Annotated in this window: 20 protein-coding genes and 1 pseudogene; 11 read left to right on the forward strand and 10 right to left on the reverse strand. The window is 63.9% G+C overall.

Annotation, left to right across the window (positions count from 1 at the left end):
- Positions 1–4: 4 nt before the first annotated feature.
- The 3 genes from folM to A4C63_RS15330 are packed head-to-tail and all read left to right on the forward strand — an operon-like array spanning position 5 to position 1,382.
- Positions 5–742 (forward strand): dihydromonapterin reductase, encoded by a 738-nt coding sequence (gene folM, locus A4C63_RS15320; protein ID WP_063913386.1) that lies wholly within the window; start codon positions 5–7, stop codon positions 740–742.
- 9 nt (positions 743–751) lie between these two features.
- The gene (locus A4C63_RS15325) at positions 752–1,048 is read left to right on the forward strand and encodes a DUF1244 domain-containing protein (RefSeq protein WP_003260708.1); all 297 of its coding nucleotides are present in this window, start codon (positions 752–754) and stop codon (positions 1,046–1,048) included.
- A complete protein-coding gene (locus A4C63_RS15330) occupies positions 1,041–1,382 on the forward strand; it encodes a HopJ type III effector protein (protein WP_063913387.1) in 342 nt (113 codons plus the stop codon). Before A4C63_RS15325 ends, A4C63_RS15330 begins: the two co-directional genes overlap by 8 nt.
- Before the next feature lie 44 nt (positions 1,383–1,426).
- Here A4C63_RS15330 and A4C63_RS15335 read toward each other — a convergent pair whose 3' ends face one another.
- From A4C63_RS15335 to A4C63_RS15345, 3 genes are all read right to left on the reverse strand, one after another.
- On the reverse strand, positions 1,427–2,335 hold the full coding sequence (locus tag A4C63_RS15335; protein ID WP_063913388.1) for an alpha/beta fold hydrolase: 909 nt from the start codon (positions 2,333–2,335) through the stop codon (positions 1,427–1,429).
- Between the two features lie 167 nt (positions 2,336–2,502).
- A complete protein-coding gene (gene fabV / locus A4C63_RS15340) occupies positions 2,503–3,714 on the reverse strand; it encodes an enoyl-ACP reductase FabV (RefSeq protein ID WP_063913389.1) in 1,212 nt (403 codons plus the stop codon).
- A gap of 251 nt (positions 3,715–3,965) precedes the next feature.
- Entirely contained in the window at positions 3,966–4,826 is an 861-nt protein-coding gene (locus A4C63_RS15345) for a LysR substrate-binding domain-containing protein (RefSeq protein ID WP_063913390.1), read from the reverse strand.
- 135 nt (positions 4,827–4,961) lie between these two features.
- On the opposite strand from A4C63_RS15345, the gene A4C63_RS15350 reads away from it, so the two are divergent.
- The 4 genes and pseudogenes from A4C63_RS15350 (at position 4,962) to A4C63_RS15365 (ending at position 9,083) form a co-directional block, all read left to right on the forward strand.
- On the forward strand, positions 4,962–6,002 hold the full coding sequence (locus A4C63_RS15350; RefSeq protein ID WP_063913391.1) for an agmatine/peptidylarginine deiminase: 1,041 nt from the start codon (positions 4,962–4,964) through the stop codon (positions 6,000–6,002).
- Positions 5,999–6,895, forward strand: coding sequence for an N-carbamoylputrescine amidase (aguB, locus tag A4C63_RS15355; RefSeq protein WP_063913392.1), 897 nt, complete (start codon positions 5,999–6,001; stop codon positions 6,893–6,895). Before A4C63_RS15350 ends, aguB begins: the two co-directional genes overlap by 4 nt.
- A 2-nt stretch (positions 6,896–6,897) precedes the next feature.
- Positions 6,898–7,983 carry an extracellular solute-binding protein gene (locus A4C63_RS15360; protein ID WP_063913393.1) on the forward strand — a complete coding sequence of 362 codons (1,086 nt, stop codon included), beginning with the start codon at positions 6,898–6,900 and terminating at the stop codon, positions 7,981–7,983.
- Positions 7,984–7,986: 3 nt separating this feature from the next.
- Positions 7,987–9,083: pseudogene (locus A4C63_RS15365) on the forward strand (agmatine/peptidylarginine deiminase).
- 117 nt (positions 9,084–9,200) lie between these two features.
- Here A4C63_RS15365 and A4C63_RS15370 read toward each other — a convergent pair.
- Complete coding sequence (locus A4C63_RS15370; RefSeq protein WP_063913394.1) at positions 9,201–9,737, reverse strand: cytochrome b/b6 domain-containing protein; 537 nt, start codon at positions 9,735–9,737, stop codon at positions 9,201–9,203.
- A complete protein-coding gene (locus A4C63_RS15375) occupies positions 9,734–10,000 on the reverse strand; it encodes a PepSY domain-containing protein (RefSeq protein WP_063913395.1) in 267 nt (88 codons plus the stop codon). Before A4C63_RS15375 ends, A4C63_RS15370 begins: the two co-directional genes overlap by 4 nt.
- A gap of 175 nt (positions 10,001–10,175) precedes the next feature.
- Here A4C63_RS15375 and A4C63_RS15380 point away from each other — a divergent pair, with 175 nt between their 5' ends.
- On the forward strand, positions 10,176–11,354 hold the full coding sequence (locus A4C63_RS15380; RefSeq protein WP_063913396.1) for an acetyl-CoA C-acetyltransferase: 1,179 nt from the start codon (positions 10,176–10,178) through the stop codon (positions 11,352–11,354).
- A 146-nt stretch (positions 11,355–11,500) separates the two neighbouring features.
- Here A4C63_RS15380 and A4C63_RS15385 read toward each other — a convergent pair whose 3' ends face one another.
- Both A4C63_RS15385 and metE read right to left on the reverse strand, forming a co-directional pair.
- Entirely contained in the window at positions 11,501–12,220 is a 720-nt protein-coding gene (locus tag A4C63_RS15385; RefSeq protein ID WP_063913397.1) for an SDR family oxidoreductase, read from the reverse strand.
- 75 nt (positions 12,221–12,295) lie between these two features.
- Positions 12,296–14,587, reverse strand: a complete 2,292-nt coding sequence (gene metE / locus A4C63_RS15390; protein ID WP_063913398.1) for a 5-methyltetrahydropteroyltriglutamate--homocysteine S-methyltransferase — start codon at positions 14,585–14,587, stop codon at positions 12,296–12,298.
- A 315-nt stretch (positions 14,588–14,902) separates the two neighbouring features.
- Here metE and A4C63_RS15395 point away from each other — a divergent pair, with 315 nt between their 5' ends.
- Positions 14,903–16,390, forward strand: a complete 1,488-nt coding sequence (locus A4C63_RS15395) for a methylenetetrahydrofolate reductase C-terminal domain-containing protein (protein ID WP_063913399.1) — start codon at positions 14,903–14,905, stop codon at positions 16,388–16,390.
- Here the strand turns inward: A4C63_RS15395 and yjiA are convergent.
- The 3 genes from yjiA to A4C63_RS15410 form a co-directional block, all read right to left on the reverse strand.
- Positions 16,350–17,327: a GTPase gene (gene yjiA / locus A4C63_RS15400; protein WP_063913449.1), complete on the reverse strand. Its 978-nt coding sequence runs from the start codon at positions 17,325–17,327 to the stop codon at positions 16,350–16,352. The genes A4C63_RS15395 and yjiA overlap by 41 nt on opposite strands.
- Positions 17,328–17,528: 201 nt before the next feature.
- A complete protein-coding gene (locus A4C63_RS15405) occupies positions 17,529–17,726 on the reverse strand; it encodes a YbdD/YjiX family protein (RefSeq protein ID WP_013974210.1) in 198 nt (65 codons plus the stop codon).
- Positions 17,727–17,739: 13 nt separating this feature from the next.
- Positions 17,740–19,806, reverse strand: a complete 2,067-nt coding sequence (locus A4C63_RS15410; protein WP_063913400.1) for a carbon starvation CstA family protein — start codon at positions 19,804–19,806, stop codon at positions 17,740–17,742.
- A gap of 178 nt (positions 19,807–19,984) precedes the next feature.
- Between A4C63_RS15410 and A4C63_RS15415 the strand changes: the two genes are divergently transcribed.
- Both A4C63_RS15415 and A4C63_RS15420 read left to right on the forward strand, forming a co-directional pair.
- On the forward strand, positions 19,985–20,347 hold the full coding sequence (locus A4C63_RS15415) for a PilZ domain-containing protein (RefSeq protein ID WP_063913401.1): 363 nt from the start codon (positions 19,985–19,987) through the stop codon (positions 20,345–20,347).
- A 263-nt stretch (positions 20,348–20,610) separates the two neighbouring features.
- On the forward strand, positions 20,611–22,128 hold the full coding sequence (locus A4C63_RS15420) for a nucleobase:cation symporter-2 family protein (protein ID WP_063913402.1): 1,518 nt from the start codon (positions 20,611–20,613) through the stop codon (positions 22,126–22,128).
- The last annotated feature ends 62 nt before the right edge of the window (positions 22,129–22,190 follow it).

A 22,190-nucleotide genomic window follows, 5' to 3' on the forward strand; every position in this document is an offset into this window, starting at 1 on the left:
GGGTATGCTGGGCGGCAACCAAAGGACAGACAAGTTGACCGCCCCGAACATGAACAGCCCCATTCTCGTTACCGGAGCCAGCCAGCGCGTCGGGCTGGCCCTGGCCCTTGAACTGGCACAGGCCGGCCATACGGTGGTCAGTGCCAGCCGCAGCGTCCAGCCACAGGCGGCCCACCCGAACATCGTGCAGTTCCAGGCCGACCTGTGCCAGGCGGCCGACCGCCAGGCCCTGATCGACTACCTGCACAACCATTACGACGGCCTGCGCGCCATCATCCACAACGCCTCGCTGTGGCTCGACGATGGCCTCGACAACCTCGAGACCATGTTCCGCCTGCACGTCGAAGCGCCCTACCACCTCAACCTGGCCCTGGGCGACCTGCTGGCCAAGGTGGAAAAGGCCGACATCATCCACATTTGCGACGAAACCTCTTCGCGCGGCAGCAAAAGCCACATCGGCTATGCCGCGACCAAGGCCGCGTTGCAGAACATGGTGCTGTCGTTCGCCGAAAAATATGCGCCCAAGGTGCATGTGAACGGTATCCTGCCCGGGCTGCTTATCCTCAAGGAAGGGGGTGACGAAGCCTACCGCCAGCAAACCCTGAAAAAGGCCCTGCTGGAGTTCGAACCCGGCGCCGGTCCGCTGATCGAGACGGTCAAGTACCTGCTCGCCAGCCAGTACAGCACCGGCAGCCAGGTGGTCATCAACGGTGGCCGCCACCTGAAGAACCGCATGACCTGAGAGAAGCCCATGACCCCACAGCAACAGCTCGAACTCGAGGCCGCCGCGTTCCGGCGCCTGGTCGAACACCTGCAAAAGCGCACCGATGTGCAGAATATCGACCTGATGAACCTGTCCGGCTTCTGCCGCAACTGCCTGTCCAAGTGGTACAAGGCCGCGGCTGACGAGCGCCAGCTCGACCTGAGCCTGGATGACGCCCGCGAAGCGGTGTACGGCATGCCCTACGCCGAGTGGAAAGCCCAATACCAGAAAGAAGCCAGCGCCGACCAACAAGCGGCGTTCGAAAAAGGAAAACCTCGTGACTGACCTGAACACCCTGCGCGCCAGCCTGGCCAGCGGCCAACACGCGTTTGCCGACACCCTGGCGTTCATAGCCGACAACTACAGCTACCAGCCACAGGCCTTCGACAATGGCGGCGTGGCGAATGCGGCCGGGCAGAACGAAGGTTCGTGCAAGACCCTGGGCCTGGCGCTGCTGGAAGGGCTGAGCGACCAGGAAGCGCTGCTGGCCTTTGGCGAGCACTACCGTGACGTGGTGGCCACGCCCGAGGGCAGCGACCATGGCAATATCCGCGCGCTGATCAAGCATGGGCTGGCGGGCGTCAAGTTTGCCGAGCTGCCGCTTGCGCGCAAGGCTTGAGATAGCCGGGGCCGCTTTGCGGCCCCAGATTTTCCACCCCACCATCAATCCATGATGGTTCCCGGCACCCCACCCGCCAACCCACCCTGCTGCAACCACTGCAAGGCCACCGGCCACAGGCTTTCGCGAAACCGGTCATGGAAAAACGCGAAATGGCCAATTTCCTCGACCGAGATATCCACAGGCGCAATGCGCAGGTGCTGGCGTTCGCCGCCCTGCAGATAACCCAGCAAACGCTCGGTCGCCGCCACGGTACCAAAGGGGTCATCGGTCAGGCTGATGGCCAGCGTTGCCGCCCGCACCTGGGCGAACGGTAGTGCCTCCAGCGCACGCCCGCTGGGTCGGTGCTCATAGCGTGGGGTACGGGTGGTCCAGTCGTGCACCACGCCGGATGGCGTGTCCTCCAGCCAACCCAGGCGCTTGCCGGGAAAATAACCGAACACCCGGGTGAGCAGCGGCATGACCACATGCCACTTGCCGAACAGTTGCCAGCGCTGGTCGGCCGCGTAATCGCGCCAGTAGGCGAATTGCGCGCCGACCATCACCACCCGGCGTACCTTGCTCGCCGACGGTGCCAGCCCCACTGCGCAGCCGCCAAAACTGTGCCCCACCACGTCCACCGGCTGGCCGGGGAAATGTTCTGCGGCGTGCACCAGCATGGCTTCGAAATCCAGCCGGCCCCAGTCGCTCCAGGAAGCCTGGAAGCCGCGCAGCGAGGCCGGCCGGGATTCGCCGATGCCACGGTAGTCGTAGGTCAGCACATCGCAACCCTGGGCGAACAGGTAGTCGGCGAAACGCGAGTAGTAGCGGCAGCGTACCGAGGTGGCAGCGTTGATGATCACCAGCGGGCGCTGGGGGTCAGGTCGGGCGTGGCGCCAGCGGAAGCCGCCGAGGCTGTAACCGTCGGCTGCGGTGTGGCGAAAGGCAGTGGCGGGCTGGGTGAGGCTGCTCATGGCACATTCCCTGTTGTCATGCGCCAAAGCTAGCAAAGATTTTATAGCCTGTACCGGCCTCTTCGCGGGTAAACCCGCTCCCACAGGCATCTCACCAAGCCTGAAGGGAGTGGGGAACCTGTGGGAGCGGGTTTACCCGCGAAGAGGCCGGTACAGGCTAAAGCCGATTACAGCTCGATGCAGTCGAACTTCACATCGGTAGCCACGTCTTCGTCATAGTTGACGTCAGCGCGCTCGAAGCCGAACAGGTTCAGGAACTGCTTCTTGTAACCGGCATAGTCGGTCAGCTCGAACAGGTTCTCGGTGGTCACCTGTGGCCACAGGGCCTTGCAGGCATTCTGCACGTCGTCACGCAGTTCCCAGTCGTCCAGGCGCAGGCGGCCCTTCTCGTCGACCTCGGCCGGCGCGCCGTCGGCACGGTACATGCGGTCACGGTACATGCGGTCCAGCTGGTCCTGGGTGCCTTCGTGAACACCCTTCTCCTGCATGATCTTGAACACCATCGACAGGTACAGCGGCATCACCGGGATGGCCGAGCTGGCCTGGGTAACCACCGACTTCAGCACCGCCACGTTGGCGCCGCCCTTGATTTCGCCGGCCAGTTTCTTGTCCAGGCGCAGAGCGGTTTCGTCCAGGTCCTGCTTGGCCTGGCCCAGCGCACCGTGCCAGTAGATCGGCCAGGTGATGTCGCTGCCGATGTAGCTGAAGGCCACGGTGCGGGCGCCTTCGGCCAGCACGTTGGCGCCAGCCAGGGCGTCGATCCACAGCTGCCAGTCCTGGCCACCCATGACGGTGACGGTGTCGGCGATTTCCTGCTCGGTAGCCGGCTCGATGCTGGCCTCGATGATGGTGTCCTTGTTGGTGTCGATGGCAGTCGACTTGTACGGCTGGCCGATCGGTTTCAGGGCCGAACGCACCAGCTCACCGGTCTGCGGCAGCTTGCGCACCGGCGAGGCCAGCGAGTAGATGACCAGGTCGACCTTGCCGCCCATTTCGTTCTTGATCAGCTCGATGACCTTGGCACGGGCTTCGTCGGAGAAGGCGTCACCATTGATCGACTTGCTGTACAGGCCTTCGGCCTTGGCGAACTTGTCGAAGGCGGCAGCGTTGTACCAGCCAGCGGTGCCGGCTTTGGTCTCGGTGCCTGGCTTTTCGAAGAACACGCCCAGGGTGTCGGCCTTGAAGCCGAACGCCGCGGTGATGCGGGCTGCCAGGCCGTAGCCACTGGAAGCACCGATGACCAGGACCTTCTTCGGGCCATCCTCGCGCACGCCCAGCTTGCGGGTGGCTTCGATCTGGTCACGGACGTTGAGCTCGCAGCCCTTCGGGTGAGTCGTGGTGCAGATGAAACCGCGGACCTTAGGATGAATGATGGCCAATGTCTGTACCTCGTCAGGTTTATGCCGGGGGAAGCGCCGCCATGGGCGATTCCGGTTGATCAGAGGGTGAGACTACCCCCGCAGGTTATCCGACACATATTACGGGGTGATCTTGGGGATGCAAAACCGAGGTTTTCCTGTGCCGTCCTCTTCCCGGGTGAACCCGCTCCCACAGGAACCGCGCAAATCCTAAGGGCTGCACAATACCTGTGGGAGCGGGTTCACCCGCGAAGAGGCCGGCACTGGCAACATCAATCTGACAAGAGAGCCTCTTTCAGCCACTCCAGGAATTGCCGGGCCAACGGATCATCCTGGCTATCCCGATGCACCAGGCAAGCCCACGCCGGCCCACGCACGCGCTGCGCCGACAACGCCTGCAAACGCCCCTCCTCCACCGCCCGCCGCGCCAGCAACTGGCTGACCAGGGCCACCCCCAACCCCTCGCTCGCCGCATCCAGCAGCAGCCCGGGGTCGGAAAAGTTCAGCCCCTTGCCCTGCTGCCCCACGTCCTCGCCCCCCTCCAGCTGCCAGTGGCTCCAGTCCATCTCGCGCTCGCCATGCAAGGTGGTGCGCCGCGACATCGGCGTTTGCAGCAATGCCGGGTGGCAGGCCGGGTACAGCTGGTCCTGGTGCAGCACGCTGAAGCTGCACTCGGCCTGGGCACTGAGGTCATCGCGGATGGCCAGGTCAATGGTCTCGGTCGCCATGTCCGGCACTTCGAAACTGGTGAACAACCACAAGTCGACATCCGGGCAGCGCTGATGAAAGTCGGCCAGCCGCGGCAGCAGCCAGTGCCTGGCAAAGGCCGGGCTGGTGTTGACCACCAGCTGGTTGGGCTTGCGGTACTGGTCGAGCCGGCGAATGCCAACGGCCAGGTGCTGCAGCAGCGATTGCGTGGTGCTGAGCAGGTCGTGCCCGGCGTCGGTCAAGCTCACGCTTCGGCCACTGCGGTGGAACAGCGGCTGCTCCAGGTAGGTTTCCAGGCTGCGAATCTGCTGGCTGATGGCCGACTGGGTCAGGTTCAGCGCTTCGGCGGCCTTGTGAAAGCTGCCCAGCCGCGCAGCGGCCTCGAAGCCGCGCAAGGCATTCAGGGGTGGCCAGTGTTTGAGCATGTTTGATAAGCCCTGCTGATCAGATGTGCGCTAAATCTATCGTTTGTCGTCGGCCAGGCCTAGCCATAGCATGGACCTCAACACCCGCGACGGCGGGCTTCGTTGATAAAAATCCTTAATAGATCGGAGTTCACTATGCACCTGTCCCTCGACAGCGGCTGGCGCATGCCCGCCGAATGGGCCCGCCACGCTGCAACCTGGATGGTCTGGCCGCACAACCAGGCCCTGTGGGAAAGCGGCTGGCACGTGCACCTGGCCGACGTACAGCAGGACTACGCCCGGGTCGCGGCGGCCATCGCCCGCTTCGAGCCCGTGAAGATGGTGGTCGACCCTTCGGCCTTGCAAAGCGCCCGCGCCCTCTGCGGCGCCAATATCGAGCTGGTCGAAATGACCGTGGACGACAGCTGGTGCCGGGACAGCGGCCCGAGCTTCATCTGCCACCCACAGCATGGCCTGGCCGGTTTGAGCTGGCGCTTCAACGCCTGGGGTGGCAAGTCTCGACACGGCCAGGACCGCAGCCTTGGCCGGCGCATCCTCGACCACCTGGGCCTGGACGGTTTCAGCACATCGCTGTGCAACGAAGGCGGGGCGATTCATGTGGACGGCGAAGGCACTCTGATCACCACCGAGTCGGTGCTGCTCAACCCCAACCGCAACCCTGGTGTGAGCAAGGCCGAGTTCGAGGCCTGCTTCGCCCGCTACCTGGGCATCCGCAAGACCATCTGGCTACCAGGCGACCCACAGTACATCACCGGCGACATGACCGACGGCCACATCGACGGCGTATGCGCCTTCGCCCGCCCTGGCGTGCTGCTGGTCGACGCCATCCATGACCAGCACTCGGTGTACGCCGAAGTGGTGCGGGAAAACCGCCGCGCCCTGGAACTGGCCACCGACGCCCAAGGCCGGCACTTCGAACTGCTCGATCTGTATGAAGCCAGCGCCGCCGTCGACCAGGACGCCGAGGTATTCTGCGCCTCGTACACCAACTTCTACATTGCCAACGGCGCGATCATCATGCCGGCCTATGGCATCGCCGCCGACCAGGAAGCCGCCGCGCAACTGGCCCACGCCTTCCCGGGGCGGGAGATCGTACCGGTGCAAATCGACCACATTGCCCATGGCGGTGGCGGCATTCATTGCATCACCCAGCAACAGCCCGAGGTGCAGCCATGAGCCTGCTGCGCGTCGCCACCACCCAGATGCCGTGCAGCTGGGACCTGCCCGGCAACCTCGACCGCGCCGAACAACTGGTACGCCAGGCCGCCGCCGAAGGCGCCCAGGTGATCCTGCTGCAGGAACTGTTCGCCACCCCGTACTTCTGCATCGAACAAGACCACCAGCACCAGGCCCTCGCCCAGCCCTACCCCGCCAGCCCGATCCTGCAGCGCTTCGCCGCACTGGCCGGCGAGCTGGGCGTGGTGCTGCCGCTGAGCTGGTATGAGCGCGCAGGCAATGCTTTCTTCAACTCGTTGACCGTGGCCGATGCCGACGGCCGCCTGCTTGGCGTATACCGCAAGACCCACATCCCCAACGCCATCGGCTACCAGGAGAAGGAATACTTCAGCCCCGGCGACACCGGCTTCAAGGTCTGGGACACCGCCTTTGGCCGCCTGGGCATCGGTATCTGCTGGGACCAGTGGTTCCCCGAGACCGCCCGCTGCCTGGCACTGATGGGCGCCGAAGTGCTGCTGTTCCCCACCGCCATCGGCTCCGAGCCCGGCTGTGCCGACCTGGACTCGCGCGACCACTGGCAGGTAGCCATGCGCGGCCATGCCGCCGCCAACCTGCTGCCGGTGGTAGCGGCCAACCGCGTGGGCGAGGAGGTCGCCGCCAGCGATGCCGGGTTGGCCATGCGCTTCTACGGCTCGTCGTTCATCTGCGACCACAAGGGCGCCATGCTTGCCGAAGCCGACCGCGACAGCAGCGGCATCTGGCTGCACGACCTGGATCTGGCCGGCATGCGGGAAGACCGCCTGAGCTGGGGCATCTACCGCGATCGCCGCCCGGAAATGTACGCCACGCTGTTGACCCTGGACGGCCGCCTCCCACACACCCTGAGGGCCTGAGCATGAAACGCCACACTCTAGCTGCATTGGCGCTGGCCGTCTGCGCCTGCCAGGCCCAGGCCGAGCAGCCCGTGCTGCACCTGTACAACTGGGCCGACTATTTTGCCGAGGACACCCTCAAGCAGTTCACAGCCGAAACCGGCATCCAGGTAATCTACGATGTGATGGACGGCAGCGAAGTGCTCGAGGCCAAGCTGATGTCCGGGCGCAGTGGCTACGACCTGGTCTTCCCCGGCGATACCGTCGCCGAGCGCCTGATGCGCGCCGGCAGCCTGCAGCCACTGGACCACAGCCGCCTGGAGGCCCTTGACGACATCGAGCCCGGGCTGCGCCAGCTGCACGCCCGGTACCCCAGGGCCAGCCAGGCGACCGTGCCCTACACCTGGGGCACCATCGGTCTGACGGTGAATACCGACAAAGTCCGCCAGCGCATGCCCGATGCGCCGCTGGACAACCTCGACCTGCTGTTCAAGCCGGAGCTGGCCGCCAGGTTCGCCGACTGCGGCATTTCGGTCATCGACTCGCCCGACGAAGTGCTGACAGTGGTCCTCAACTACCTGGGCCGCGAGCCACGCAGTGCCAAGCGCGAAGATCTGGCCGCAGCCAGTGAACTGCTCAAGGCGATTCGCCCGTACGTACGCAAATTCCAGTCGCAACCAGTGACCGAACTGGTCAACGAGAACCTGTGCCTGTCACTGGGCTACAGCGGTGATGTGATCCAGGCGCAGCGTACCGCCGAGGCCGCGGGCAAGCATCTCGATTTCCAGTACCGCGTGCCGCGCCAGGGCACCACAGTGTGGATGGATACCATGGCCATCCCGGCCGATGCCAAGCACCCGGAATACGCCTATCGTTTCATCAATTTCGTCATGCGCCCGGCGAACATGGCGGCCATCAGCAACTTCACCGGCTACCCCACCGCCAGCGCCAAGGCACGCCAGGCGGTGGACCCGCGCATGCGCGACAACCCCGATATCTACCTCGACCAAGCCACTTATGTCCGGCTGATCCCGGGCCGCGATATCCCGCAGGCCGACATGCGCGCACGCATGCGCGTGTGGACTCGTTTCAAGACTGCACAGGACTGAGCCATGCCAAGCCGTAGAACCTTCCTGCAACTGTCGCTGGTCGCCGGCCTCGGCCTGCCGCTGGGCCTGGCCCGTGCCGAAGAACCCGAGCGCTGGTTCATGCCGGACGAAGGTGAGCCGCAGCAGCGCGCGTTCATCGCCTTTGGTGCCCAGGATGCGATCTGGGAGGATTTCACCGCCGATGTACGGGCCGCCCTCGGTCGCATCGCCCAGGCCATCGCGCGCTATCAGCCGGTGACAGTGTTCTGCCGAGCCAGCGAGCGCAAGCTGGCCGAGCAGCACTGTGGCAGCCACCGCACACGTTTCGTCGAGTGCGAGCTGGACGACATCTGGATGCGCGACATCGGCGCCAACTTCGTCGTCGATGATGACGGAGCCCTGGCAGCGGTAGACTTCAACTTCAATGGCTGGGGCAACAAGCAGCGTCACAGCAACGATGCCCAACTGGCCAGACGCGTCACCACGCTGGCCGGCGCCCGCTACCAGCGCAGCGCCCTGGTGGGTGAAGGCGGCGCCATCGAAGTGGACGGCCACGGCACCGGCATCATGACCGAGAGCAGCTGGGTCAATGCCAACCGCAACAAAGGCTGGAGCAAGGCGCAGGTCGAGGCAGAGCTCAAGGAGCGCCTGGGGCTGAGCAAGATCATCTGGCTACCGGGCATCGCCAGCCAGGACATCACCGACGGGCATGTGGATTTCTATGCCCGCTTCGTGAGGCCAGGGGTGGTGATTGCCAACCTGGATAACGACCCGGACTCGTATGACTACGCCGTGACGCGCCAGCACCTGGAGATCCTCAAACGGGCCACCGATGCCGAGGGCCGCAAGTTGCAGGTGCATGTCGTGTCACCGCCGCTGCACGGGCGGCGTAACAGGTTCAGCAAAGGCAATGACGACTTTGCCGCGGGGTACATCAATTACTTCGTGCTCAATGGCGCGATCATTGCGCCACAGTTTGGCGATGGGGCGGCGGACGAGAAAGCGCGGGGGCTGCTGACGGCGTTGTATCCGGGGCGGGATATCGTGCAGCTGGATATCGATGCCATTGCTGCCGGGGGGGGGGGATTCACTGTGTGACCCATCAGTGCCCGGCGGTGTAGCAGATGCTGCCTGCGCTGGCCTCTCGCGGGCTTGCCCGCTCCCACAGGCACTCCACAAGACTCAAGATTTGTGCAGTTCCTGTGGGAGCGGGCAAGCCCGCGAAGAGGCCGGCACTATCAATCGCGGGGCTGCCGACGGCGCCCGGTGATCATCGACCACGGCAGGTTTTCCCGCATGCGCACGCTCTCGTAGATAGCGCCCAGCACATGCACGCAAACCAGCACCAGCACCGCGTTGGCCAACCAGCTGTGCAGGTCCAACGGCCAGTCGACACCAAACAGCGCGTCCACCTCCTGCGACGCCCACCCGGTCAGGCCCAGGCCGGCGATGCCGGTCATCATCAGCACCATCACCAGGGCGCCAATCGGCGAATGCCCCATGTGATGGTCAAGCTCCCCATGCAGCAGCGCCCGGGCATGCCCGACCAGGCTTGCCGGGGTTGGCCAGAAGTCGGCCCAGCGCGCGCTGCGTGGCCCGACAAAACCCCAGATCACACGCACCACCACAACGGCCAGTGCGTAATAGCCCAACCATTGGTGCCAGTCCTCACCCGCTTCGTTGAAGAAGTAGTTGGCGAAGAACACCACGGCGATCGACAAGTGGCACAGCCGCAGTAGGGGATCCCACAGCTGCACCGTGCCGTCGCTGTTCACTCGTGGTACTCGCTCTTGACTGCCTTGCCAGTCACTGGGTCATGGTAGATCTCGACCTTCTTGCCATCCTTGTCGAAACCATAGATCTCGTAGCAGTTGCCCTTGGTGACTTTGAACTTGTTGATCTTGTAGCCCTGCTCCTTGAGCTGCGCCTGGAATTTTTCCTGATCCTGCCAGGTGCTTTTGTCGGCGGTGGTGCATTCGGTGGCGGCGAATACTGTGCTGCTGCCAATCAAAAGGGTCAGCGCGATCAATGTACGCATGGGCGTGAACTCCATCCAGATGAGTGTAGTAGCGCATCCCTTAGCATAGTTCTGCGGACCGCTTTACGCTCATTCATTTGCTTTACGTATCAATCACAAAGAAAAACAAACTTAACAAATGAGCCAAAGCCACCGATGCTTGAAGCATTACGCCCATCGCACGGAGAACAACAACATGAACGACGTGGTCATCGTCGCTGCAACCCGTACCGCCATCGGCAGCTTCCAGGGCGCCTTGGCCACTGTGCCTGCAGTAGATCTCGGTGCCGCCGTGATCAAGCGCCTGCTGGAGCAGACCGGTCTGGCCCCGGCGCAGGTCGACGAAGTCATCCTCGGCCAGGTGCTTACCGCCGGCGCCGGGCAGAACCCGGCACGCCAGGCTGCGATCAAGGCCGGCCTGCCCTTCAGCGTACCGGCACTGACCCTGAACAAGGTCTGCGGCTCGGGCCTCAAGGCGCTGCACCTGGCCGCTCAGGCCATCCGCTGCGGTGACGCCGAGGTGGTAATCGCCGGCGGCCAGGAGAACATGAGCCTTGCCCCCTACGTAATGCCCTCGGCCCGCACCGGCCAGCGCATGGGCCATGGCCAGCTGATCGACAGCATGATCACCGACGGCCTGTGGGATGCCTTCAACGACTATCACATGGGTATCACCGCCGAAAACCTGGTGGACCAGTACGGCCTCAGCCGGGAGCAGCAGGACGCCTTCGCCGCCGAGTCTCAGCGCAAGGCGGTGGCCGCGATAGAGGCCGGCCGCTTCGATGATGAAATCACCCCGATCGTGCTGCCGCAGAAAAAGGGAGAACCCAAAGTCTTCGCGCGGGACGAGCAGCCGCGTCCGGATACCACTGCCGAATCCCTGGGCAAACTGCGCCCGGCGTTCAAGAAGGACGGCAGCGTCACCGCCGGCAACGCCTCAAGCCTGAATGACGGCGCCGCCGCCGTACTGCTGATGAGCGCCGCCAAGGCCAAGGCCCTGGGCCTGCCGGTGCTGGCCAGGATCGCGGCTTACGCCAGTGCCGGTGTAGACCCGGCGATCATGGGCATTGGCCCGGTTTCGGCCACCCAGCGCTGCCTGGACAAGGCCGGCTGGCAACTGGCCGAACTGGACCTGATCGAAGCCAACGAAGCCTTTGCCGCCCAGGCGCTGGCCGTGGGCAAGGCGCTGGAATGGAATGCCGCACGGGTCAACGTGAATGGCGGTGCGATTGCCCTCGGCCACCCGATTGGTGCGTCCGGGTGCCGGGTGCTGGTGACCCTGCTGCACGAGATGATCAAGCGCGATGCCAGGAAAGGCCTGGCGACCCTGTGCATTGGTGGCGGCCAAGGGGTAGCCTTGGCAATCGAGCGGTGATCTCGGATTGATATGAGCAGGCCCGGCCTCTTCGCGGACTTGCCCGCTCCCACAGGTGCAGCTCAAATTTCGAGGTTTGTGCAGTACTTGTGGGAGCGGGCAAGCCCGCGAAGAGGCCGGGCCTGCTTACTGAGCAACCTCAGGCTTCAGAACCGCTCATCGGCAATAGCCGGTAGGGTCAGTTCGCGCACATAGCTCGCCGCCGACAACTCCAGCAGCGTGCGCACCATCAGCACCACATCATGCAGCGGTATCAGCCCCCCTTCCCCACGCGCTGCAGCCTCGGCCAATGGCACATCCAGGCCATCCTCGGTATTCAGGTAGCCCAGGTTCAGGCACGTCACCCCAAGCCCCTGCCCGCGATAACCTTCACGCAATGCCTCGGCGATGCCGCGCAGGGCGAATTTGGAGGCGGCGAAAGTCACTTCAGGGCGACCACTCTGGGGCAGGCCCGAGGTGGAACCGGTAAGGATGATCCGTGGTTTTCCGCTTTTGAGCAGCAACGGCAGCAAACGCTTGATCAGCAGGATGGTCGCGGTGATGTTGCAATCGACCATACGCTGCAATTCCACATCACGATCATCGAGGAAGCTGTAGTGCGCCTCGAAGGCCTCCGCTTCCCACAGGCCGAGGTTATAAATGAGCGTATCCACGCCACCATCGGCCAGCACGCGGACAATTGCCTCGACGGCGGCGACCGGCTGGCCGAGATCGGCCTCGATCCACTGGGCCTGGACATCCTTGCCAACGTTCACTGCCGCAGGCTTGTTGCGCGACACGCCGATCAAGGTGTCGCCCGGTTTACCCAAGCCTTCCATGAACGCCTTGCCCAGGCCCTTGCTGGCGCCGACTACCAGAACTCGCATCGCATCACTCCCTGTCGATTTGATTGAAGTAGGCATTCTAGGGGGTTTTGCTTTGCCTGTACTGGCAGTAAATGATCAGGTGGAAGCGCGCAACTCGCGAGCAGCGGCAACCATATTGATCAGCGCTGCCTCGGTCTCCGGCCAGGCACGGGTCTTCAGCCCGCAATCCGGGTTCACCCACAGGCGCTCGGCCGGGATACGCCGGGCGGCCTTGCGCAGTAGCTTGACCATCTCCTCACGGGTCGGCACCCGTGGCGAGTGAATGTCATATACCCCCGGGCCGATCTCGTTGGGGTAGGCAAAGCGCTCGAACGCCGCCAGCAACTCCATGTCCGACCGCGAGGTTTCAATCGTGATCACGTCGGCATCCATCGCCGCGATCGACTCGATCACGTCGTTGAACTCGCTGTAGCACATGTGGGTGTGGATCTGGGTTTCGTCACGCACCCCCGAGGCACACAGGCGGAAGGCCTCGGTGGCCCACTCCAGGTAATGGGCCCAGGCACCGTGGCGTAGCGGCAGGCCTTCACGGAAAGCCGCTTCGTCGATCTGCACAATCCTGATACCCGCCGCTTCCAGATCGACTACTTCGTCGCGGATTGCCAGCGCCAGCTGGCGCGCCTGCACTTCGCGGCTCACGTCTTCACGCGGGAACGACCACATCAGCATGGTCACCGGGCCGGTCAGCATGCCCTTCATCACCTTGCTGGTCAGGCCCTGGGCGTACTTGATCCATTCCACGGTCATGGCCTTCGGCCGACTCAGGTCACCAACGATGACCGCAGGCTTGACACAGCGCGAACCATAGCTCTGCACCCAGCCGAAGCGGGTGAATGCATAGCCATCGATCTGCTCGGCGAAGTACTCGACCATGTCGTTGCGCTCGGCCTCACCGTGCACCAGCACATCCAGGCCCAGGTCCTCCTGGGTTTTCACCGCATGGCGGATCTCGCTGTGCATGGCCTCGACGTAATCGGCCTCGGTCAGCTTGCCCTGCCTGTAGGCCTGGCGTGCCAGGCGAATCGCCGAGGTCTGCGGGAACGAGCCGATGGTGGTGGTCGGGAACGCCGGCAGGTCGAGCCCCGCACGCTGCTTGACGATACGTTGGGCAAACGCCGACTGACGCTGGCTGTCAGCGGGCTTGATGGCCGCCAGGCGGGCTTGCACGGCAGGCTTGTGAATACGCGGCGAAGCAGCGCGGCTGGCCTGCACGGCCTGGCTCTGCGTCAGTGCTGTGGTCACGTCGTCGGCTTGCGGAACATTGATGGCCTTGGCCAACAGCGCCACTTCCTGGCACTTCTGCACGGCAAAGGCCAGCCAGCTGCGCAGTTCGGCATCGAGCTGGTCCTCACGGGCCAGGTCCACCGGGCTGTGCAGCAGCGAGCAGGACGGCGCCACCCACAGCCGCTCACCCAGGCGTTCATGGGCATGGCGCAGTACCGCCAGCGCCTTTTCCAGGTCGCAGCGCCAGACGTTACGGCCGTTGACCAGGCCCAGCGACAGCACCTTGTAGGCCGGCAAGCGGTCGAGGATGGTCGGGTACTGCTCGGGCGCCCGCACCAGGTCGATGTGCAAGCCATCGACCGGCAGGTTGGCGGCCAGGCCCAGGTTGTCTTCCAGGCCGCCGAAGTAGGTGGCGATCAGCTTTTTCAGTGGCGCCCGCTGAAGGATGTTGTAGACGCGCTCGTAGGCGCTCTTCCAGTCCTGAGGCAGGTCCAGGGCCAGGATCGGCTCATCGATCTGCACCCATTCCACACCTTGGGCAGCCAGGCGGTTGAGGATCTGGTCATACACTGGCAGCAGGCGGTCGAGCAGCTCCAGCTTGTCGAATTCGCCACCCTTGGCCTTGCCCAGCCACAGGTAGGTCAGTGGGCCGATTACTACCGGCTTGACCGCGTGGCCCAGGGCCTGGGCTTCTGCCACTTCCTCGAACAGCTGCTCCCAGCTCAGGGCAAACTGCTGGTCGACGGTGAATTCGGGGACCAGATAGTGGTAGTTGGTGTCGAACCACTTGGTCATTTCCTGGGCGTGTGCGCCACCGCAGCAACTGTCACCCACGGCGCCACGGGCCATGGCGAACAGGGTCTGCAGGGTTGGCCTGGCGCCGTCATGGCTGCGAAAGCGCTGCGGGATCACGCCGAAGGTCAGCGAGTGGGTCAGCACCTGGTCGTACCAGGCGAAGTCGCCGACCGGCAGCAGTTCGATGCCGGCGTCTTTCTGCACCTGCCAGTGGCGGGCACGCAGGTCGCGGCCGACGGCGCGCAGGCCGGCTTCGTCGAGTTCACCCTTCCAGTAGGCTTCCTGGGCCTTTTTCAGCTCGCGGTCGCGGCCGATACGTGGAAAGCCCAGGTTGTGTGCCAGTGCCATGTCTTGTCCCTCAGCATGCATAAATGAATGAGGGGATTGTCCGGGCGCATGCACCTTGAGACAAACTCATTAAATTTGAGATGAACTCAAGATTTTCTCATGTTCATGTTTTTGTGCTGCCTGTGCCGGCCCTTTCGCGGCTAAAGCCGCTCCCACAGGTACCGCGCCACCCTGTGGGAGCGGCTTTAGCCGCGAAAGGGCCGGCACAGGCAAACCCGAATGTCTCATTCAGAGCACCACCCTGCGCATTCGGACATGACCCCACCCGCCTTCTGCCGCACAATGCCACCCTGACCACACCAGGTACCCGGCCCCATGAGCCTGCTGAAAACCGCGCTGCGCGAAAACACCTTCGTCTGCGTCATGGAGTTCGTCCCCAAACCCTCCGCAGAACGCTTCGCCGCCATGGGGGCGATCCTGGCCCGTGCGAACCTGTGCGGCTGGCCAATGACCGTGGCCATTGGCGACCGCGTCGGCAGCCCGCTGGACATGTCACCACTGGACGCCCTCGCCTCGTTCAGCAACCCGGTACCCGCCCTGCCGCATTTCTCCGGCAAGGACCGCGAACGCCACCACCTGCTCGCCCAACTGCAACGCATGGACGCCGCCGGCCTGGACCAGTTGTTGCTGCTCACCGGCGACCGCCTGCCCGGCCACCAGCCTGGCCAGCGCCCAGTGCGCTACCTGGAGTCGGTCGCAGCCCTGCAGATCGCCCGCCAGGCCTGCCCGCACTGGCTGCTTGGCGCTGCGCTGAACCCGTTCAAGTACTGCGAGGAAGAAGGCGGCGCCCAATACTTCAAGGCCGAGAAAAAGCTGGCGGCAGGCGCCGACTTCCTCACCCTGCAACTGGGTTTCGATGCCGGCAAACACCTGGAAGCCATGCACTGGATGAACCGCCAGGCCACACCCAGGCCGATGCTGGCCTGCCTGATGAGCCTCACCCACGGGCGTGCGACGATGCTCGAGCACGTGGCCGGAGTGACCGTCACGCCGTCCATGCGCGACATGCTCGAAGCGGAAGCGGCGCAGTCCAAAGCCTTTGCCCAGGCGCGCAGCGTCGATCGCCTGGCCTTGCAGATCATCGGCGTGAAGCTGATGGGCTATGCCGGCGTGCATCTGTCGGGGGTTCACGAACTCAAGCAACTGCTGGCCCTGGAAGCACGCATCGAACACTGGCAGGCGCAAATCCACACGCTGGAACAATGGGCGCCGGCCTGGCATGCCAGCTGGCAGATGCCCGGCCTGCCGGCAGTCAGCTTCCACCCGCCGCAGGCTAGCTGGCGCCAGGGCGAGTCACGGGTCGATGCCTCGTTCAAAGAGAAGGCGCGCTATCACCTGATGCACGGCATGCATTCGCTGCTGTTCAGCCGCCGTAATGGCCTGAGCAAGGCATTTGGCTGGGCCGTGCGCCAGCCTTTGTGGGCCACACGCCTTGGCGCGCGGGTGCTGCACAAGGTGGAACACGCGGTGAAGCACCCGCTGGTAGGCTGCGACACCTGCGGCCGTTGCCGCCTGGAAGACACCCTGTACATCTGCCCGGAAACCTGCCCCAAGGGCCTGGCCAATGGCCCCTGCGGCGGCACGGCGCTGAACCGCTGCGAGTTCGGCGACCGCGAGTGCATCCACAGCGTCAAGTACCGCACCGCCAAGGCGGTGCGGCAAACGGCGCTGCTGACCGAGCGCCTGATCCCGTGCATCGAGCTGGAGACACGCCACCGCAGCTCATGGCCGCAGTGGTTCCAGGCCCAGGCACCGCGTCAGATCAGCCCGCAGCCAACGCCTCGAACCCAGCCCGAATCGTAGCTTCGGGCAGTTCGTCGGCGATGAACACCATCACGCTCTCGCGGGTTTCACCCTCGGCCCACTCGGCGTCCCAGTCGAAGCCGTAGAGCTTGAGTACGCCCTGGAACACCAGCTTGCGCGCTTCACCGGCAATGTTCAGCACGCCCTTGTAGCGCAGCAGCTGCTTGCCGTGGGTTTCCAGCAGTTCGTTCATGAAGTCGCTGAGGCGGTCGATGTCCAGCGCGGTTTCCGTGCGCAGCACCATGGTGGAGATCCGGTCCGGGGTAGCGGGCTTGAGCAGCGGGCGTAGCACCGGCTGCAGGTTCGCGCCCAGATCGGGGTTGAGGTTGAAACCACGCACATCCAGCAGCTCGGCCAGGTCGATGCGACCATGCTCGACCACGCGGATCGCGGCCCGGCCATTGATGCGGGCCAAGCGCTCGCGCAGGGCCTCGACCGCAGCGGGCTCGACCAGGTCGGTCTTGCTCAGCAGCAGGCGATCGGCAAAGCCGACCTGTGCCTGGGCGATGGTCTGGGTCAGGTGCAGCTCGGCGTGGGCGGCATCGACCAGGGTGAGGATGCCATCGAGGATATAGCGCTCACGCAGCTCCTCGTCGATGAAGAAGGTTTGTGCCACCGGTGCCGGGTCGGCCAGGCCGGTGCATTCGATTACCAGGCGGTCGAAGGCGATCTCGCCGGCATCCAGGCGTTCGAGCAGCAGGTACAAGGCGCGGGTCAGGTCGCCGTGGATGCTGCAGCACACGCAGCCATTGGCCAGGGTCATTACCTGCACCGGCTCGTCGCCCAGCAGCTGGCTGTCGATGCCGGCCTCGCTGAATTCGTTTTCGATCACGGCGATCTTCAGGCCGTGCTCGGCCTTGAGCATGTGCTTGAGCAAGGTGGTCTTGCCGGCACCGAGGAAGCCAGTGAGCACGGTTACGGGAATAGGCGTCTGCACGCAGAACATCTCCTGTGCAGTGAGAGTTTTGAAGGTGTACCACGGCCCTTGTGGGAGCGGCCTTGTGTCGCGATAGGGCCGCAAAGCGGCCCCGGCAACATCTGCGACGAAGCTGAAAATGTGGGGCCGCGTTGCGGCCCTATCGCGACACAAGGCCGCTCCCACAAAGACCGCGCTAGCCGATCAGGCTAGCGCGGGCCGTTAGCAGCACTTGGGCCCGGACTTGCCGCCGTAACGCGCTTCCTGGCGTTCGCGGAAGAACTCCTCGTACGTCATGACCGGCTTGTCCGGGTGCTTGGTCTGCATGTGCTCGACGTAGTTGTCGTAGTCGGGCATGCCGACCATCAGGCGGGCTGCCTGCCCCAGGTATTTACCCAGTCGACCCAGGTCGTTGAACATCGCAGCAGTCCTCTCAAGCGTCAGGCAGGGCCTGGAACGGGGTTTCCTTGTCGGTACGTTCCTTGCGGCCGAGGGCGGCGAAGCCGACCTTGACAGCGAAGAACAGCACGCTGAACACCACCAACAGGAACAGCACGGTCAGGCCGGCGTTGGTGTAGGCATTGAAGATCACATGCTGCATCTGCCCGATGTCCTTGGCCGGGGCCAGTACCTGGCCGGCGTCCAGCGCGGTGCTGTACTTCTTGGCCAGGGCCAGGAAGCCGACCGCCGGGTTCGGGTCGAACAGCTTGATCAGGCCTGCGGTAGTGGTGCAGATCAGCAGCCACACGGCCGGCAGCAGGGTGACCCAGACGTAGCGCTGGCGCTTCATCTTGATCAGCACCACAGTGCCGAGCATCAGGGCGATACCGGCCAGCATCTGGTTGGAGATGCCGAACAACGGCCACAGGGTGTTGATGCCACCCAGCGGGTCGATCACGCCCTGGTACAGCAGGTAGCCCCACAGGGCCACGCAGCCGGCAGTACCGATCAGGTTGGCGGTCCACGATTCGGTGCGTTTGAGCGCCGGCACGAAGCTGCCCAGCAGGTCCTGCAGCATGAAGCGCCCGGCACGGGTGCCAGCGTCTACCGCAGTGAGGATGAACAAGGCCTCGAACAGGATCGCGAAGTGGTACCAGAAGGCCATGGTGTTTTCACCCGGCAGCACCTGGTGCAGGATCTGTGCGATACCCACCGCCAGGGTTGGCGCACCACCGGCACGGGCCAGCACGGTGTGCTCGCCAATGTCGCGGGCGGTGGCCTCGAGCTGCTCAGGGGTGATCAGGAAGCCCCAACTGCTGACCGTTTGCGCCACCGACGCCACATCTGCACCGACCACCGCGGCCGGGCTGTTCATGGCGAAGTACACGCCCGGCTCGATTACCGAAGCGGCGACCATGGCCATGATGGCGACGAACGATTCCATCAGCATGCCGCCGTAGCCGATGTAGCGGGCGTTGGTTTCGTTGTCCAGCAGCTTCGGCGTGGTCCCCGAGGAGATCAGCGCGTGGAAGCCGGACACCGCACCACAGGCGATGGTGATGAACAGGAACGGGAACAGGGTGCCCTTCCACACCGGACCGGTGCCGTCGGTGAACTGGGTCAGCGCCGGCATTTTCAGCTCGGGTGCGATGATCAGGATACCGATGGCCAGGCCAACGATGGTGCCGATCTTGAGGAAGGTCGACAGGTAGTCACGTGGCGCCAGTACCAACCATACCGGCAGCACTGCGGCGACGAAGCCATAACCCACCAGCATCCAGGTGATCTGCACGCCGGTGAAGGTGAACGCTGGGCCCCAGGTCGGATCTGCAGCAATCTGGCCCCCCAGCCAGATCGAGGCCAGCAGCAGCACCACGCCGATGACCGAGATCTCACCGATATGGCCCGGGCGGATGTAGCGCATGTAGATGCCCATGAACATCGCGATCGGGATGGTCGCCATCACCGTGAACATGCCCCACGGGCTTTCGGCCAGGGCCTTGACCACGATCAACGCCAGCACCGCAAGGATGATGATCATGATCAGGAAGCAGCCGAACAGGGCGATGGTACCTGGGATACGGCCCATCTCCTCGCGCACCATGTCGCCCAGCGAACGGCCGTTGCGGCGGGTGGACAGGAACAGGACCATGAAGTCCTGCACCGCACCGGCCAGCACCACGCCGGCGATCAGCCACAGCGTGCCGGGCAGGTAGCCCATCTGCGCGGCGAGTACCGGGCCGACCAAGGGACCTGCGCCAGCGATGGCGGCGAAGTGGTGACCGAAGAGGATGTGTTTGTTGGTCGGGACGTAGTCCAGGCCGTCGTTGTTGAGCACCGCCGGGGTGGCTCGGCGCGGGTCGAGTTGCATCACCTTGGTGGCGATGAACAGGCTGTAGTAACGATAGGCGACCAGGTAGAGGGCCACCGCCGCGACCACGATCCACAAGGCATTGATCGCCTCGCCGCGACGCAGGGCAACCACACCCAGCGCACAGGCTCCTATGACTGCCAGCGCCAGCCACGGAATGTGGCGTAGCAGGCTATTATTGTTGTTCATGGTTTGCTTCCAGCTGGTGGATTGGAAAAGACCGCCCATCGAGTCTAGGGCGAGTCATCGCGCATTGCCACACTTGCTTTGGCCTAGAGCCTCTGCGGCCAGATTGCGGTACCTGATGCACATACCATTCTAACTATAGTCAGGATGTCCCCTGAGGACCTATTCGAGGATCTATCCCATGAGCGATCACGACGAACGCCGCCGCTTTCAGCGCATCGATTTCGACGCCCCGACCGAACTGAGCCAGGGCCTGCATCGCTGGCCTGCCAAGCTGCTGGACCTTTCACTCAAGGGTTTGCTGATCGAACGTCCGGCCAACTGGGATGCCGACCTGACCCAGGATTTCGACGCCATCATTCAACTGGGCCCCGATACACGCGTGCAGATGCAAGTTGAACTGCGCCACGAAGAACCGGACCGCCTGGGCTTCATCTGCCTGTACATCGACCTCGAGTCGATGAGCCATTTGCACCGTCTTGTGGAATTGAACGTGGCCGACAGCACCGAAATGATGCGTGAGCTGCGCGAACTGATCGAATAATGAAATCTCTTAGCTAGCTAATGGCTTTCCCACCTTGTGTTTCCTGTCTACCCAGACAGCTTTAAGCCTGGGTAGCAGCGTTTTGTACACACCCCTCTAGCACAGCCTCTGACGAGTTGGTACGCCTTCTGCATTGGGTTCTCGCACATCTTGCGGGCGCCCTTGTGCGCGCTCCGATCAAAATATTGTATACAATTCTTGTGGCAATCATTTGTAGGAAGTGTCTACAGTAGCACCACAACAATAAACAGAGAGCCTGCTCCATGACTACGTCCCCTAGCACGTCTCCCGCCAAGCGCCCGGAGGATGAAAACCTCGGCCTTGGAGCCAACCTGGCCTATGGTCTGCAGCATGTGCTGACCATGTACGGGGGGATCGTCGCGGTACCCCTGATCCTGGGGCAGGCCGCGGGCCTGAACGGTGCCGAAATCGGCATGCTGATCGCCGCTTCGCTGTTTGCCGGTGGCCTGGCCACCCTGCTGCAAACCCTCGGCCTGCCGTTCTTCGGCTGCCAGCTGCCGCTGGTGCAGGGCGTGTCGTTCGCCGGTGTGGCAACCATGGGTGCGATCCTCAGCAGCGAGGGCGGCGGTGGCCTGCCGGGCGTGCTCGGCGCAGTCATGGCAGCGTCGCTGATCGGTTTCCTGATCACCCCGGTGTTCTCGCGCATCACCAAGTTCTTCCCGCCGCTGGTGACCGGCATTGTCATCACCACCATCGGCCTGACCCTGATGCCCGTGGCCGCCCGCTGGGTAATGGGTGGCAACAGCGCATCGCCAGAGTTCGGCAGCGTCGCCAACATCGGCCTGGCAGCCCTGACCTTCGCCATCGTGCTGCTGTTGAGCAAGCTGGGCAGCGCGGCCATCTCGCGCCTGTCGATCCTGCTGGCCATGGTGGTCGGCACCCTGATCGCCTGGGCGCTGGGCATGGCCGACTTCAGCAAGGTCACCGAGGGCCCGATGTTCGCCTTCCCCACGCCGTTCCATTTCGGCATGCCGGAATTCCACATCGCCGCAATCCTGTCGATGTGCATCGTGATCATGGTGACCCTGGTGGAAACTTCGGCCGACATCCTCGCCGTGGGTGAGATCATCGACACCAAGGTCGACTCCAAGCGCCTGGGCAACGGCCTGCGCGCCGACATGGCGTCGAGCGTCCTGGCGCCGATCTTCGGCTCGTTCACCCAGAGCGCATTCGCCCAGAACGTCGGCCTGGTAGCCGTGACCGGGGTCAAGAGCCGCTACGTGGTGGCCACCGGTGGCGTGATCCTGGTGGTGCTCGGCCTGCTGCCGATCATGGGCCGGGTGATTGCCGCAGTCCCTACTCCGGTACTGGGTGGCGCGGGCATCGTGCTGTTCGGCACCGTGGCAGCCAGCGGTATCCGCACCCTGTCCAAGGTCAGCTACAAGAACAACGTCAACCTGATCATCGTCGCTGCCTCGCTGGGCTTCGGCATGATCCCGATTGCCGCACCGAACTTCTACCACCACTTCCCCAACTGGTTCGAGACCATCTTCCACTCGGGCATCAGCTCGGCGGCGATCATGGCCATCCTGCTGAACCTGATCTTCAACCACTTCACCGCCGGCAACTCGGACCAGCAGTCGGTGTTTGCCGCCGCGTACGAGCGCACCATCCAGTACTCGGACATCTCGTGCCTGCGCGATGGTGACTACTTCAAGGATGGCAAGCTGTTCGATGCCGAGGGCAATGAAGTGCCGATGCTGGAACTGGACGAGCATGGCAATGAAACGGTCAGGCGCAGTGCGGTTGCCGAGCATTGACCACTGACTGAGCGGTGAGGTGGGGGGCCGACGCGCATCGTCGGCCCCTTTTTCGTTTTGCC

This window comes from Pseudomonas sp. p21 (assembly GCF_001642705.1).
Classification (GTDB): domain Bacteria; phylum Pseudomonadota; class Gammaproteobacteria; order Pseudomonadales; family Pseudomonadaceae; genus Aquipseudomonas.